The sequence below is a fragment of the Chitinophaga sp. MM2321 genome, from assembly GCF_964033635.1.
GTDB lineage: Bacteria > Bacteroidota > Bacteroidia > Chitinophagales > Chitinophagaceae > Chitinophaga.
This window is the reverse complement of sequence record NZ_OZ035533.1, coordinates 4,092,330-4,107,397: the sequence shown is the minus strand read 5'-3', so window position 1 is coordinate 4,107,397 and position 15,068 is coordinate 4,092,330. Positions and strand designations below refer to the sequence as shown.

Here is a 15,068-nt window from a genome sequence, read left to right as displayed (position 1 = left end):
TTAAGAACCTGATAAGATGATGTTGTTATTCAGCCTGTCTTAATTGTTCAGCCCTGTTATAAAAACCTTGTTGCCTGATATTGTTTTCCACTTCATCAATTGCTTTCATCAGGTTATGCTTTGTATCCGTCAAAGCCGTGAGTGCGGCCGTCATCACGTCCCATACAGGCGCTATCCGGTTTACCATTGCCTTACCTTTATCTGTTAACCGGATCAGCCTTTTCCGCTCATCGGATTTATCCTTTTTTGACTGGATCAGTTTCAATTTTTCCAGCTCTTTTAATAAACTGATCGTGGAAGGATGGGAATAGCCTATCTCCGCAGATATTTCCACCACACCCAGGGAGGGTTTATGATGCAGCGTATAGATCACCGGAAACCATTTGGGTTCAAAATCGATGCCGTAGGCCTCGTATATTTTCTTTCCATCTTTCCGGATCTGATCACTTAACCGTTGCAACCGCGTAGAGATAGCGAGAATACCGGATTGGTCAATTACATTTATCATAGCTTATCTGTGCATGTTCAAATGAAAGAACGTATCATCTACCTGCATAACAGGGAAAGAAGCGGGGAGATCAGCTTTAGCGGTTTGCTGAAAGCCGTTGCGTTCATAAAAGCGGATAGCGGCCTTTAAAGTATGTACGGTCCCCAGGTACAGGTCGGTGATGCCAACCGTTTTACAATAAGCGGTCAATGCTTCGAGTAGCAGCTGCGCCACACCGAGCTCTTTACCCCGGTATTCTTTTTTTACAAACATTTTCCGGATAGTACCGCCGTGGTTACCAATGTTGATCAGGCCGATGGTGCCAACAATCTCCCCTTCATGCCGGTAGCCCCAGAATCCGCCACCGGTATGTATATAAGCGTTTTCAATGTCCAGCAGGTCCGGTTGATCGGCTAACGTTACGGGCACATTGTTTTCTATCTGCTGGATAGGCAGGATCAGGTTGATGATCTGTTCGCTGTCTGCATTAGAGAGTTGCGTTATGGCATGGTTCTTTTGCATGGTATGAATGATTATATTGCAAAACTACGTAGTTGACTACATATTTGAAAATAAATTTTTGATTTTGAGGGACCGATGTTGTTAACGGCCATAAAATATGGTCTTCGCTACGGTTGCTCCCGGAGGGGGTTTACCGCTATGCCCTGGGTTTTAACCATACCGTGAGGACACATTGTCTTTAACCCCGGGCCTGGGCGGTAAACCTTCGCAAGAAGTTGTAGCCGTTACCTTCGTATATTTGAACCTGTTAACACCTAAGAAAAGATGAACAGCAAGATAAATATATTGGCTATATCAGGGAGCACCAGAACACAATCTTCCAATCTTAACCTGATCAAGGCGTTTGCTGATCAGGCTTCGGATGTTTTTACCGTACACATTTTTGAAGGACTGTCAGACATTCCGCACTTTAATCCGGACCTGGACAATGAAAACCCGCCTGAACAGGTAGCAGCCTTCCGCAGACAGCTGAACGCCGCCGATGGAATACTGATCTGTACACCGGAGTATGCTATTGGCGTGCCGGGCACCCTGAAAAATGCCATCGACTGGACCGTTTCCTCCATGGAGTTTTCAAAGAAGCCGGTAGCTCTCATCACTGCATCTACCTCCGGCATGAAAGGGCATCAATCTCTTTTGGGAACGCTCCTGATCATTGAAGCTAAAATGACCGCAGCTACACAGCTTGTTATTTCAGGGATTAAAACAAAGGTGAATAACGACTGTAAAATAACGGATACGAATACACTAAATAGTGTTCAGCAACTGATTCAATCCCTGGCGGCATTGGTAAAAGATGAGCCGGTAAGATTATTGCCGGCGCCTACCTTATTCTAACAAAAGCGCCCCCGCATACATTTTACAGATAGGTAGCGCCAGGCGGCGGCTATGGATAAAATTGAAGCGACGGAGGGAGGAGCCAACCAACAGGAGATAGCCGCCAAAACTGCGGAGATGGCAAAATTCAAGGCGCTGTATAAGAATCCATTATTTGTAATATTGATCACTTATTCAGAAATTCTTCCGGTGGGCTTGATAATTTCCCTGATCAGCGCCCTAATCCTGAAAAAGAGGGCGCCACGGCAATTGGCAACGGATATTCATTAAAGCATAACTTAATGCAGAAAATAAAGTTCTGATCCTTAACTTGGGAGTTGAACTGATTTTTTGTGATACTATAGAAAGGAGGCATTATTGTTATAATATTGTTCCTGTAACCTAACCTTTGAATACTCGTAATGAGAATTGTTTTATTCCTTTGTCTTTTCCTTATACAATATATAAGACTGTTCGCTGATCCTGGAAAAGAAGACTCCCTCTTTTCTATCGAAGAACTTAATGACCAGAATGGACTGCCACAAAATAGCGTAAAGTTTATTGCCCCGGATGTAAACGGATTTATATGGCTGGCTACAGAAGGTGGCCTGGTAAGGTTTGACGGCAGACAATGCCGGACTTTCAACAGCAGCAACCTCGCCGTTTCAGGTGATCGTGTATCCTCGATACTTCCTGGTATTACAGGCAGCAGCCTGGTTATAAGTATTGGCCGAAAGAAGGACGCATTACTGGTGAATGAGGGGAAAGCCACGGTTGCACCAACCTCTTATAAAGGCTATGAATACCTTTATAATAGGGACGCTTCAGAAACATATGCCATATACAGTTCCCCGGATGGGTATCTGGAACGCGGAATGACCAAGGAGCATATTGTTGCACTGAAGGAAGATGCTTGTTTCAGGATAACGAAAGATACGATACGGTTTGAAAAGCTGGGTGTTGAACAATATCGCATGATCTACTCCGGATTGAAGCCGGAAAAACTGTTTGTACTGGATGGTCATCTCTGTTATCTCAGCGAAAAAGGATTGTTTGAGGTGTTTGATCGGGATAAGATTTACACCGCCCGCTTAATGGGCGCTTTAACAGATATACCTCTCTCCGGTTCATTTGGGAAAGCAATGAAGCTTTACTGGAATTTTGCAGCCCAACAGGTTTTTATTTACTTCAATAATGTTTGTTACAGGTTGAAGCTGACAGACGAGGGTCATTTACATTCCAGACCTGTACTGAACAATTTTGATTTACAGGAAAAGGATATCGTAACGATTTACCAGGATGAAAAAAATGAACGGGTATTCCTCGGTAGTATTACAAAAGGATTGTTTATAAGTACACGGAAGAAGTTCCGGGTATTGATTCCTGGGGGAAAGCGGACCAGCGTATTTTATGCTCAGGCACCTTTCGGAAATAAGGGTATCGTATCAGGAGGTACCTTATTCGACAGTCTGTTTAAAACGAAAAAACTGCCTGTATTTAATGAATTCAACGACGCCTATAGTATACTGAGGGATCATAAGAACACCTATTGGTACAAGAACGGGAGGATGCTTTATCACCTCAATAGCGATCTTACAAAAATCCTTTGGGTACATGAACTGGAAGATGCTATTAACCAATTATACCTGGATGAGGATGGCCGCTTGTGGATAGGTGGGGAGCGCAAGGGTTTGTATGTATTGGAAACAACAGCAGCAACACCCAAACCGCGACTTTTTACCGATGCCATCAGGGATGCTTCTTACCTGCTGCGGGAAAACAGTACTACGTTATGGGTGGGAACGGGAAATGGTTTATACAGGATGCACGCATCGGGGCGGGTGGACACCATTCCGGATTTTAACGGGAAATATATCCGTAGTCTGCTGATCCCTAAAACAGGTGAAGTATGGATCACCGTAGATGGACAGGGTGTTTTTATATACAAAAATAACCGGGTGATCACTATTCCGTTGGACCCCCAGCAATACCTGTTGTCTGCCCACTGTATCGTGCCGGACGGGCAGGGATATTTATGGATTACCACCAATAAAGGCTTGCTGCAAACAAGTTATCGTGATCTTACAGCATATGCGGAAGGAGAGAAGCGGGAGATCTATTATTTATACTACCGGAAGGAGAAAGGATTCAATACCAATGAATTTAATGGAGGATGTGAGCCTTGTGCACTAAAATTGCAGAATGGCGATATTTCGTTGCCCTCCATGGACGGACTGGTGTATTTTACCCCTGCGCAGATCAATGCAGAGTTACCCGACAAAAAAATTTTTGTAGATAATATAAAAGTGGATGCAAAGGAAATAACCGTAGCTGATGCGGTTAAATTACCCAACAACTTCCATCACTTTAGTATGCAGATCAGTTCACCTTATTTTGGGGATACCCGGAATTTGCAATGCTACTATTTACTGAAATCTGCAAATGATGATCACGGTGTATGGCTACCCGTTAGTAATGAACAGGTGATTGAATTCTCCTCGTTACCTTATGGCGAATACCAGTTGTTTATCCGGAAAATAAGTGGGTTTGGAAAGCAGAATATTACGGAGCGGGTGTTCAGTATTGAGGTAATGAGAGCCTATTATGAAACTATCTGGTTCCGGGTATTGGTGGCGGGGCTGATAGTACTGTTGATATTCATTTATTTCTGGTTTCGTACACACCGGCTGCGTAAAAAGAATCTTGCGTGGGAAGCGCGGGTGTCAGAACGTACCAGTGAATTACATGAGGCATTAGGGCTGATGCGTAAGCAGGCATTTATGCAGCAACGGTTAATAGCAGCGATTTCACATGATATAAAAACACCCCTCAAATACCTGATGCTGGTAACAGCAGATGAACAACAGGAAGAGGAAGAACAAACGGCTGTTTACACAGGGCTGTATCGCATGTTCCACCTGGTGGATAACCTGATCCAATATATGAAATCCCAGTTCAGGAATGATGATTCCAGGCTGGAGATGGTGGATATAGGCCTGTTGCTGGAAGAGAAGGCGGATATTTTCCGGCCTGTTGCACACAGTAAAGGGGTGAGTATTGTAAACCTGACATCAGGGAATATAACTGCGCTTGTAAACGGTCAACTGCTGGCAGTAGTGATCCACAACTTATTGGATAATGCCGTGAAGTATACGTCCAAAGGTTTTGTCCGGATGGAGGTTTCCAGGTTGGGCGACAGTATTTTAATCCGGCTGGCCGATTCCGGTATCGGAATGCCCCTTCCCCTGGTGGAATGGATCAACGGACAGGCAGACGATCAGGTACATCCTGACGAAAGACCCCCTGCCAATAATGGTTTGGGCCTGTTGATTGTAATGGAACTTTTACAACTGATCAATGCAGCGTTGCAGGTAACTGCCAGTGAGGCAAGTGGAACTACTATTTTATTAACGATTTCTCCTGTTAAATAGGAGGGCTATAGATCTCCATTTTCTTCAGCAGGTCTACAATGTTGGTGACCTCCAGCTTATCGAAGATGCGCGTTTTATAAGTGCTCACAGTGGTAATATGCAGCTGAAGCAGGGTGGCGATCCTGGCGATGGGAAAGCCTTTACCTAACAGGTGCAGTACTTCTGTTTCGCGTGGCGAAAGACTGGCGATGGGGTTTCTTTCATTGTTACCAGGCAGGTTGAGCTTATGGAGCATGTTTTCGCGGGTGGTGGCACTCATATATTTCTCCTGTCTCAATGTGGTGATGATCGCTGCTTTGATTTCTTCGTTCCCCGCATTTTTTTCGATATATCCATCCGCACCTGCCTGTAAATAATTGATGGCATAAAGTTGTTCGGCATATGCAGAGAAAATAAGCACCCGTATATCCGGTTGTCTTAATTTAACTGCACTAATCATATGAAGGTTATTGCCACCAGGCAGATTAATATCCAGGATCAGCAGGTCAAACTTTTGTTGTCCGAGGGAGGTGATCGCTTCATCCAGCGTTTCAGCCTCGGTAACAGAGGTAGATACAGGGAGGGATGCTATTATTTTTGCCAGACCTAAACGAATGATGGCGTGGTCATCAGCAATCAGTATTTTTTTCATTATCAGGAATAAATAGGTATGGTTGGGTATTAAAACAAAAGTAGTTATTATTTAAAGGATATTCCGGGTTAGCTGGGAGATGTCCGGTATTTATTTTACGTAGCAGCGGAAACCACTATTGTAGTAATAATACTATTGTCTGTCTTTGGCCACTGTTATAATTTTGGGGCTCTTTAAAAAACACCGGTAGCCTTTTTAGGTAATAGCCTGGGAAATTTGTTACATCTGAAGCATCACGCTTTGTCTGCTTATATAAATTCTCTTTTTATCCCTCTTCCAAATGGGGTTTAACTCCGTTTTGTTTTTTGATGGCAACACCATTTGTTGATAGGTAGTGCCTGTACGCACACCTACGCGATGGTTATTAAAATTATTTAATTCGGTTTTTCAAAGGATATGGTTAAAAAACGGGTTGCCACTCCTGGCAACCCATATTTTTATCACTGGCTTTCTATCACCCGGGAAATATTTTTTAACTGATGGATATGTCTTTGTGTATGGATCACCATAAAATTAATCCATTCCAGCCTGGTGAGATTTCCGAAGCCGGGAAACTCAAAATCCGTGCAGGTTTCAGATAAGTTGAGTGTGCCGGCGGCTTCTTTTGCATCTGCCCATACACGGGTTACATCATTTACAATATCCTGCTTCTTATGAATAGTAGCGGAAGGTTGGATAAATGAAGGAGCTGTCATTTTGATCTCAAAATTCAGGAACAGCTCTTTCAGGGCAGCAATCTTTTCATCGGGCTGCCTGGTGGTGGCCGTTACATTACCATAAAGTGTAGGTGTACACCCGGCTTTAATCAGGTGCTCTGCCACCTGTGCGGCTGTCCAGCTGCCTTCAAAAGGAATAGTATTGAACTTGTCTTCGGGGAAAGCAGCAATGAGCTGCAACAGTTCACCGGAGGTGTTATCCATTGCTGTAAGAAGTTGCGTTTCCATTGATAGCTGTTTTATTGCATGATAAATGAGGTAGCCCTGGTCCTGTAGCAGACTTGTACATTATTTTGCAATAAATAATGTCCTGTAGTTTTGCCGCTTGGCATATGCCAGGAAGAGGATACCCAGGAAAATGAATATGGCGGTTGGCAATCCTTCAGGCGCCAGGAAGGCGTGGAACAATAAAATGTTCAATGAAATAGGAAAGATGACCACGGTAGCCAGCGTTACAAAACGGCCTGAAAGGAAAGCGATCGCACAGATCAGCTCTGTTACCTTTATCAGTGGTAATAGATAGGAGGTGGCTGCAATACCTGCCATGAAAACTTTGACGCTGCCCTGTAGCTCCGGTTGTGGTACGAGATTGAAAAGAACCACTACAGATGCAAACAGGAAGATAAGTCCTACCAGGCTACGAACAATAATTACTGCGATTTTCATTTTTTTGTTTTAAGTTGATAAAATTGAGATGTTATTCGGGTTAGCTACAATACTTCGCATTGATAGCCTTTTTCTCGGAGTAAATTAATTATTATTTCCGGTGAAATGTTTATTCCTTCCACTCTTAAAATTCGGTCACAGTCTTCCAGGTCGAAATTTACCTTAAACAGGGGCAGGTGTGCTGATATGGTGGTCAGCAGCATGTTGGCCTGTTTTTTTTGTTGAACATTTGTTTTAAAAACCTCCACCATTGTTATATCGTATATTTATTTTTCCGGGGAACCTGGCCGTATTTAAAACGGTTATACAAATCTATTATGATTTGTTTGAATGGAAGGGTTGTAAATACGACAACATAAGGGTGAAATTGCGACATTTGTTATCTTAGCCCCTGTTTACCTGTTATCTGAGCCCAATATGCGTCTGAATCAACATCCACAGTAAAAGCTTCAGGTTGGTACGATCAGCCGGTTACAACGCCGTGGAGAAGCCATTTATGAACAACAACAGGTAGCAGATGTACAGCAGCGTGAAAATGATCGCAGCGAGAAACCAAATAAACAAACAAAATGGATCACCTGAAAAAAGGACATTACTTTGGTTCCCATAAAGCCATTTTATCCGGAGCTTTAAAAAGTATTATCAGCTTACCCCTTTAAAATACCGTAGTTTAATAACGGCATGTTAATTTTGTTCTATTTCTGCCGCATAACATATAATACTTTTATGTAAAAGATGCTCCATGATTAAATGTCCATTGATGATAATTGCCTTGCTATTACTGCTCGCTTCCTGTTTTGCGCAAAGTGATATGAAAGATTATGCGGGTGGCTGGAAGGGACAGCTGGCTGACAGTACAGCATTTACGCTGACTGTTCGTATACAGCAGTTGAAAGAGGGACATTTTTCGCTGGCTATCTACCGTGCAAACCGGTTGCTGATACAAAAGATATTTGCGCCTGGTCAGCCGTATTTTATAGTAAAACTGGATTCCCTGACTGCATTCAGGGGAAAGCTCCACCAGAATGGAGAAATAACCGGTTTTATGGAATCAGGTGTATTGCTTTACCACCTGGCATTTAGCAAAACGGGCAAAGGGGTTTTTACTGGTAAATGGAATATATGGATGGTAGACCGTTTAATACCGGCTTCCATTTATCTGAATATCGAAGATGCAAAGGGAGAGCAGTATGCTGCCTATCCTATCTTTGATGATCAGCGTTTTACAGGTACATGGGCGGGTGGCTTCTCGAAAAAAGAGGATTCTCTCTTTTTTCATGATGTTAAAACAGGCGTATCTTTTAAAGGCATGATCAAACATGGTAAGTTATATTTTGATATTTTACTGGCGGATGCCATACTTACCAGTGTTGTTTTTGAGAAGTATGATGGCGCTTTTCCTGTTGTACAGCATTATCCACCTGTATCCGTGCATGATGGCCGGCAGGTTTCCGGTCTTCCGTTAAAAGAAATCAATAGCACGTTCCTGCGCAGGATGGAAGACAGCATAGCGGCCAATAAAATTACCAATACCCATAGTATATTAATAGCCAGCAAGGGAAAACTGGTGTATGAAAAATATTTCTCCGGATTTACACCTTCCATTCCACATGACCTGCGTTCAGCTGCTAAAAGTATTTCATCTGCTATAACCGGTATCGCTATAGATAAGGGATTGATCAGGGACCCACAACAAAAATTGTACGACTTCCTGCCGGAAAAATACCAATACACCAGAAAAAATGATAAGCGCAAGTCGGCGATAACCCTGCATAGCCTGCTCACCATGAGTTCCGGTATCGATGCCATTGATTTTGGTACAGACAGGAATACTGCGGCTGCAGAAAATAATTATCAAAGCACGCCGGACTGGACGAGAACCATTCTTGAAGCCCCTATGATCAATACACCCGCAACGCATGCCTGGTATGGATCAGCCAATGCCTATCTGCTGGGTGTAGTGTTGCGTTCTGTTGTTGCCGAGCCACTGGCGTTCTTTATGGACGACAACTTGTTGGCCCCTCTTGGCATTACTAACTATATCATACAAAATGACGTAACCGGGTATCCATATTTTGGCGGAGGCATGTATCTACAGCCCCGTGATATGTTGAAATTTGGACAACTATATCTTGACAAAGGAAAATGGAAGGGACAAAGAATTATTTCCGAAAGCTGGATCGGGAAGTCCTTTCAAAAATATTTCCTGCTGGAAAACCGGAAAGACAGTATTGAATACGGGTATCTCTGGTGGCATAAAAACTATACTGTTGGGAAAACTAACATTCATGCTGTTGAAGCCCGCGGCGCAGGAGGACAGTACATCTTCGTTATTAACTCACTTGACCTGGTTGTGGTAATTACTTCAGGGAATTACAATAATGGAAGGTTCTGGCAACCGGAAGCAATACTGGAGAAATATATCCTGCCAGCTATCCTGCACTAATAATAATCTGACCAATGCGGAAAAAAAATATCGTGATTTCCTCCCCCAGAAATTCCTGATTTCGAAAACGATTCCCTGAATATTAAAATACTTTTGCATTCAGATTATTACCTATAAGAAATAATGTAAGCATTCCTCGGGAACATCATGTTACCAGAGATAAGCTATTGGTATGGCCATATCTGACGGCCGCTTAATTTAATATTTAAAACGTACAGGATACTGTAGTAAAATAATGTGGGGAAGCCCGCCAGCTATGCTATTGCCCTTACCCACGTTACTTCGTAAAAGTTATTTAATATAATAAGACAATGCACATCAAAAGAGTTTTGCTGACAAGCATTTTATGTTTCCTTACCTTTTTTTCCTTTTCCCAGTCAGGTGAAAATGCCGCTATCAGTGGCCAGTTAAAAGATCAATCAGGAACAGCTATTCCCGGCGCTTCTATAAAGTTACAACATAGCAATGCTTATGCTGTTACTGATAATGAAGGGTTTTATATCATCAGAAAATTGAAGCCGGGAAAGCATGCATTAATAATATCTGCCGTTGGTTTTAAAGGCCAGCAGCAAGCATTTGAACTGAAACCAGGAGAACAGTTGTTGTTGAATATTACCCTGGAAATTGCCATCAGTGAAATTAATACGGTGTCGGTTATAGGACGTTCCACCAGTCAGGAAGTAAACCGGCAGGCTTATAATGTAACGGCCATTGATGCAAAGAAACTGTACAACTCTACACTGGATCTGTCGCATGCATTGGACCGGGTATCAGGTGTACGTGTACGCGAAAGCGGTGGCCTGGGTTCGCAGATGAACTTCTCACTGAATGGCTTTACAGGCAAGCAGGTGAAGTTTTTCCTCGATGGTGTACCCATGGATAATTTTGGTTCTTCCTTCCAGTTAAATAATATCCCGATCAACCTGGCAGAACGGGTAGAAGTGTATAAAGGTGTAGTTCCCATTTGGCTGGGTTCTGATGCACTGGGTGGTGCTATTAATATTGTTACCAGCAACAGCGAACATTCCTATGTAGATGCTTCCTATTCCTTTGGCTCCTTTAATACACACCGGTCTACACTCAACGCAGGATATACCTCCAAATCCGGATTCACCCTGCAATTGAATGCTTTTCAGAATTATTCTGATAATAATTATTGGGTGCGGGTGAATGTAGCTGATATTAATTCAGGAGCATATTATCCACGGCAGCGCGTACGCAGGTTTCATGACACCTATCATAATGAAACCATGATCATCAATGCCGGTATCGTAGGAAAAAAATATGCTGATAAATTATTGTTCGGCATCACATTAGGACAGAATAATGCAGAAATACAGACCGGCGCGCGTATGGTCAGTGTATTCGGCGACTGGCACCGGAAAGGTAATATCGTGATGCCCAGCGTGAGATACCAGGTAAAAGATCTCTTTGTTAAAGGATTGAACTTTAACCTGACAGGGAATTATAACCTGGGACAGGAACAGAATATAGATACGGCATACCGCCGCTATAACTGGTTCCAGCAGTACAAACAATACGAGGGTCTGGGCAGTGAGCGGGAACGTTCCATGTATAAGTACCGTAATAATAATGGGTTGGTAACCGCCAACCTGAGTTATCAGCTCAGCGAAAAACATTCGTTTATACTCAATAATGTTTTTAATACGTTTAGCCGTTCAGGTAAGGATGAATTATATCCGAACGATGAAAAATATGATCAGCCCAAAATAGTCGGGAAGGATATACTGGGCCTGGGTTATAAATTTGATTATAGTGAGAAATGGAATACCTCCGTTTTTGTGAAAAACTATTCACAGCAGAATAAGTATTCACAAAGCTACAATCCAAGCGGAAGCTGGGGCGATGTTGCTTATAAGACACTGAAAACAAAGTTCAGCAATGTGGGCTACGGACTGGCGACTACCTATTTCATCAAAACAAATCTTCAGTTAAAAACGTCTTATGAAAAAAGTTATCGCCTACCCGAAACAGAAGAGTTGTTTGGGGATCTGCTCAACCTGGAAGGGAATATAGACCTAAAGCCTGAAAGCAGCGATAACTTTAATTTTGGACTGAGTTATCAGACGCATATTCAACAGGTGCATCGCTTCAGTTTTGACGGAAACTTTTTGTACCGCTATGCCAAAGACTTTATCCGGCCTATGTTGAATGCCAATCAGACCAAACAGGTAAACGGCAACCTGGCGGATGTAACCAACCTGGGCGTGGATGGAGAGATCCGGTATTCCTTTAAGCAACTGTTTACCACCGGCGTAAACATGACCTATCAAAACTTGCGCAACAATACAAAATATGAAGACGGGCAGAAGAATGTAAGCCCGCTCTACAGGGATCGTATTCCTAATATGCCTTTCCTGTTTGGTAATGCAGATGCTTCCCTCTTTTTTAAGAATGTACTCAAAAAAGGTAATACACTCACACTGGGGTATAATTTATTGTATGTACATGCTTACTATCTCTCGTGGTCCAGTCAGGGAAATGATAAGCTGGATATACCCCGGCAGTTTTGCCAGGATGTAAATGTGGTGTACAGTCTTGCTAACGGGCGATACAATGTGGCTGTGGAATGTAAGAACCTCGTGGATAACAGGCTCTATGACAATTTCACGCTGCAAAAGCCGGGCAGGGCTTTCTACGCGAAGCTCCGCTACTTCATAAGTAAATAATACAGGACTGATTTCTACAATTAAATATTAATAGCAGCAAAGATGAAAAATATAAAACAACTTTTATACCTGGTGTGCAGTGCCATGTTTTTAATGACATCCTGTGATAAGGAAGAGGCATTAAGTGAGAATGGTTTTGATGGGGGAGAATTACAGGGGCTTACCAAATATGTTATCACTGCTACACCGGTGGGTACCACCGGTATTGCAGATTACCTGCTCACGGCTGATGATCTTGATCAGGGTAGTATCACCACGGCGGGCAACGGTATTGAGCAGGATGGCTCTTACCGGTATTATGTTACACACAAAGGAAAATTTTTCAGCTTGTTATATGGACAGGGCAACCCGGGAGCAGTAACTACCTACCGGCTGAATAAGATTGGGGGGCTTGTAAAAACATCTGATTTCCAGACGGAAACGGTGCAGGTTTTTACCAAAGTGAATGATGATCTTTTATTGATGAAAGTACCCCGCAGCGGTAATGAGTTTGCCGCTATGTTCCGTATCAGTGCAGATTCTTCGCGGATTGTGGGCGAAAAGCAGGTAAATATTGTGGAGCTGGCCGGCAATGGCGAGCGGGCGCATTTTACCTGGGCTACACAGGTAGGTGATAAAGTTTTTGCACCTTATATGAGCATTAAGGGATGTTGCAGTGATGCCTTTGGTACGGCATATCCCGACAGCGCCTGGGTTGCGGTGTTTTCATATCCTGATCTGAAGCTGGAAAAAGTAATCCGGGATAACCGCACCAGTTTTATAGGCGCTTATTTTACCGATGGTATGGCGGTAGTGGAAAACGGAGATGTATATGCATTTTCACCTTCCTCAGCTACTAACAACAGTATCCCGGTTTCTACAAAACCTTCTGCTTTTATACGGATACTCAAAGGCACCACTGAGTTTGATAAAAGCTACTTCTTCAACGTACAGGAGATATCAGGCGGGCATCATATTTCTACACAAACGTATATGGGCAATGGCAAATTTTTGCTGATGATGTATGGAGATGCAAATGCATTAACAGGTGATAAGAAAATGGCGCTGATAGATGTTTATGAAAAGAATTTCTCCTGGGTGAAAGGTGCGCCGGACCATATTCTATCTTCTTCGGCGGCATATAATAACAATACGGTTTCCGCCGATGGTAAAATGGGTTATATCGGTCTTAATACCGCTGATGGTAGCTGGGTGTACAAAATTGACATTGCTACGGCAACGGCTACACGCGGACTTAAAGTAGATGGTGGCAAAATAACGGCTATCACCAAAATGGATTACTGATTTTGCAGGAAAGCTCCGGTAGTTGGTATTAGCGGATGTATGCAGGAAAAAAACTTAAGGTCATGACTTTTGTCTCAAAAAAAACAGCTGGAAAGAAAACAAATTCACGGTCGCTGTTCTATCGTATTTCAGCATGGCTGCATTTGTGGCTGGGGCTTGTATCAGGTATTGTGGTCGTAATTGTGTGTCTTACCGGCTGTATATGGGTATTTAACGAAGAAATTACCGGGTGGATGGAACCCCATACTTTTATAGCTAAGCAGGATAAAGCCATTATCAGTCCTTCACAGATTATAGCGATTGCCGGGAAGGAGTATCCGGGCAAGCAGGTAGGATATGTGCTGTATCGGGAAGGAAAAGTGATTGAAGCCAATATCGGTGGCAGAAGGGGAGGATCTACCCTGAAACTGAATCCCTACACGGGTGAAGTTATCAGTAAAGTAGACCGCAAAGAAGGCGAGGTCAGCTTTTTTCGATGGGTATTGAATGGCCACCGGTTTTTGTGGATGCCTTTTAAAATAGGCCGGCCTATTGTAAATTATAGTACGCTCATCTTTGTCATTACCCTTATCAGTGGTATGGTATTATGGTGGCCAAAGAAGTGGAATAAAAATACCCGTAATCAGAGCTTTAAAATAAAGTGGGGCGCCAGCTTCAAACGGGTGAATTATGATTTGCACAATGTATTTGGGTTTTATACCCTGCTGCTTTTATTTGCGATTGGTATAACGGGTATGGTATGGGGAATAGAATGGTTTAGCAAAGGACTGTATTGGGTGACAGCTGGTGGTAAACAGCTGCCGGCAATGACAGAAGTAAAATCTGATTCATTACAGGCGCCCAATAGAAAACATACACTGGCGGAATCGATGGATATTACCTGGCATAAAGTAGCCGCTAATAATGCCACAGCAACTGGTTTTTATATGGGTTTTCCCGATACGGCCAGGTTACAGTCTACTATATCTATTATTGTTTATCCCAGTAAAGGACAGTATTATAATAACAAGCGGTATGTTTTTGATCAGCATACGTTGGCAGAACTGAAAGGCAATAAGCTGTATGCAGAAAGTTTTGAGGAAGGAACTTTTGCTACCAAACTACGGCGTATGAACTACGATATCCATGTAGGGAGCATCTTAGGGCTTCCCGGAAAATTCCTGGCTTTCTTTGCCAGCCTTATTGGCGCTACCTTACCAGTTACCGGGTTCCTGATATGGTGGGGGAAAAAGAAAAAGAAGAAACCGGAGAAAACCGTGGTAAAGAAAGCGGCTGAAAAGGCGATGCCGGTATGATGAGCCATTAGCAACTAATTTAACCCCGGAAAGAGCAGCGCCCCTTTGGGAATTATTCCAAAAGGGGCGCCGTATTTTATAAAT

At 43.0% G+C, this 15,068-nt stretch carries 12 protein-coding genes; 7 read left to right on the top strand and 5 right to left on the bottom strand.

Annotated elements, in window-relative coordinates; translation table 11 throughout:
* Positions 1 to 25 precede the first annotated feature (25 nt).
* Together ABQ275_RS15870 and ABQ275_RS15865 are read right to left on the bottom strand one after the other, a co-directional pair.
* Positions 26 to 508: a MarR family winged helix-turn-helix transcriptional regulator gene (locus ABQ275_RS15870; protein ID WP_349314129.1), complete on the bottom strand. Its 483-nt coding sequence runs from the start codon at positions 506 to 508 to the stop codon at positions 26 to 28.
* Positions 509 to 511: 3 nt separating this feature from the next.
* Positions 512 to 1,009, bottom strand: a complete 498-nt coding sequence (locus tag ABQ275_RS15865; RefSeq protein ID WP_349314128.1) for a GNAT family N-acetyltransferase — start codon at positions 1,007 to 1,009, stop codon at positions 512 to 514.
* 264 nt (positions 1,010 to 1,273) lie between these two features.
* Here ABQ275_RS15865 and ABQ275_RS15860 point away from each other — a divergent pair, with 264 nt between their 5' ends.
* The 3 genes from ABQ275_RS15860 (at position 1,274) to ABQ275_RS15850 (ending at position 5,256) form a co-directional block, all read left to right on the top strand.
* Positions 1,274 to 1,846 carry an NADPH-dependent FMN reductase gene (locus ABQ275_RS15860; RefSeq protein WP_349314127.1) on the top strand — a complete coding sequence of 191 codons (573 nt, stop codon included), beginning with the start codon at positions 1,274 to 1,276 and terminating at the stop codon, positions 1,844 to 1,846.
* A gap of 51 nt (positions 1,847 to 1,897) precedes the next feature.
* Positions 1,898 to 2,116 carry a DUF4199 domain-containing protein gene (locus ABQ275_RS15855; RefSeq protein ID WP_349314126.1) on the top strand — a complete coding sequence of 73 codons (219 nt, stop codon included), beginning with the start codon at positions 1,898 to 1,900 and terminating at the stop codon, positions 2,114 to 2,116.
* A 131-nt stretch (positions 2,117 to 2,247) separates the two neighbouring features.
* Positions 2,248 to 5,256, top strand: a complete 3,009-nt coding sequence (locus tag ABQ275_RS15850; RefSeq protein ID WP_349314125.1) for a two-component regulator propeller domain-containing protein — start codon at positions 2,248 to 2,250, stop codon at positions 5,254 to 5,256.
* Here the strand turns inward: ABQ275_RS15850 and ABQ275_RS15845 are convergent.
* From ABQ275_RS15845 to ABQ275_RS15835, 3 genes are all read right to left on the bottom strand, one after another.
* Positions 5,249 to 5,887: a response regulator transcription factor gene (locus tag ABQ275_RS15845; RefSeq protein WP_349314124.1), complete on the bottom strand. Its 639-nt coding sequence runs from the start codon at positions 5,885 to 5,887 to the stop codon at positions 5,249 to 5,251. The genes ABQ275_RS15850 and ABQ275_RS15845 overlap by 8 nt on opposite strands.
* A 440-nt stretch (positions 5,888 to 6,327) precedes the next feature.
* Positions 6,328 to 6,831, bottom strand: a complete 504-nt coding sequence (locus ABQ275_RS15840) for a DinB family protein (RefSeq protein WP_349314123.1) — start codon at positions 6,829 to 6,831, stop codon at positions 6,328 to 6,330.
* A 60-nt stretch (positions 6,832 to 6,891) separates the two neighbouring features.
* Entirely contained in the window at positions 6,892 to 7,269 is a 378-nt protein-coding gene (locus tag ABQ275_RS15835) for a hypothetical protein (protein WP_349314122.1), read from the bottom strand.
* Between the two features lie 760 nt (positions 7,270 to 8,029).
* Between ABQ275_RS15835 and ABQ275_RS15830 the strand changes: the two genes are divergently transcribed.
* From ABQ275_RS15830 to ABQ275_RS15815, 4 genes are all read left to right on the top strand, one after another.
* Positions 8,030 to 9,715: a serine hydrolase gene (locus ABQ275_RS15830; RefSeq protein ID WP_349314121.1), complete on the top strand. Its 1,686-nt coding sequence runs from the start codon at positions 8,030 to 8,032 to the stop codon at positions 9,713 to 9,715.
* A gap of 311 nt (positions 9,716 to 10,026) precedes the next feature.
* A complete protein-coding gene (locus ABQ275_RS15825) occupies positions 10,027 to 12,405 on the top strand; it encodes a TonB-dependent receptor (protein WP_349314120.1) in 2,379 nt (792 codons plus the stop codon).
* A 42-nt stretch (positions 12,406 to 12,447) separates the two neighbouring features.
* Positions 12,448 to 13,689, top strand: a complete 1,242-nt coding sequence (locus ABQ275_RS15820) for a DUF4374 domain-containing protein (protein WP_349314119.1) — start codon at positions 12,448 to 12,450, stop codon at positions 13,687 to 13,689.
* A gap of 62 nt (positions 13,690 to 13,751) precedes the next feature.
* Positions 13,752 to 14,984 carry a PepSY-associated TM helix domain-containing protein gene (locus tag ABQ275_RS15815; RefSeq protein WP_349314118.1) on the top strand — a complete coding sequence of 411 codons (1,233 nt, stop codon included), beginning with the start codon at positions 13,752 to 13,754 and terminating at the stop codon, positions 14,982 to 14,984.
* Positions 14,985 to 15,068: the final 84 nt, after the last annotated feature.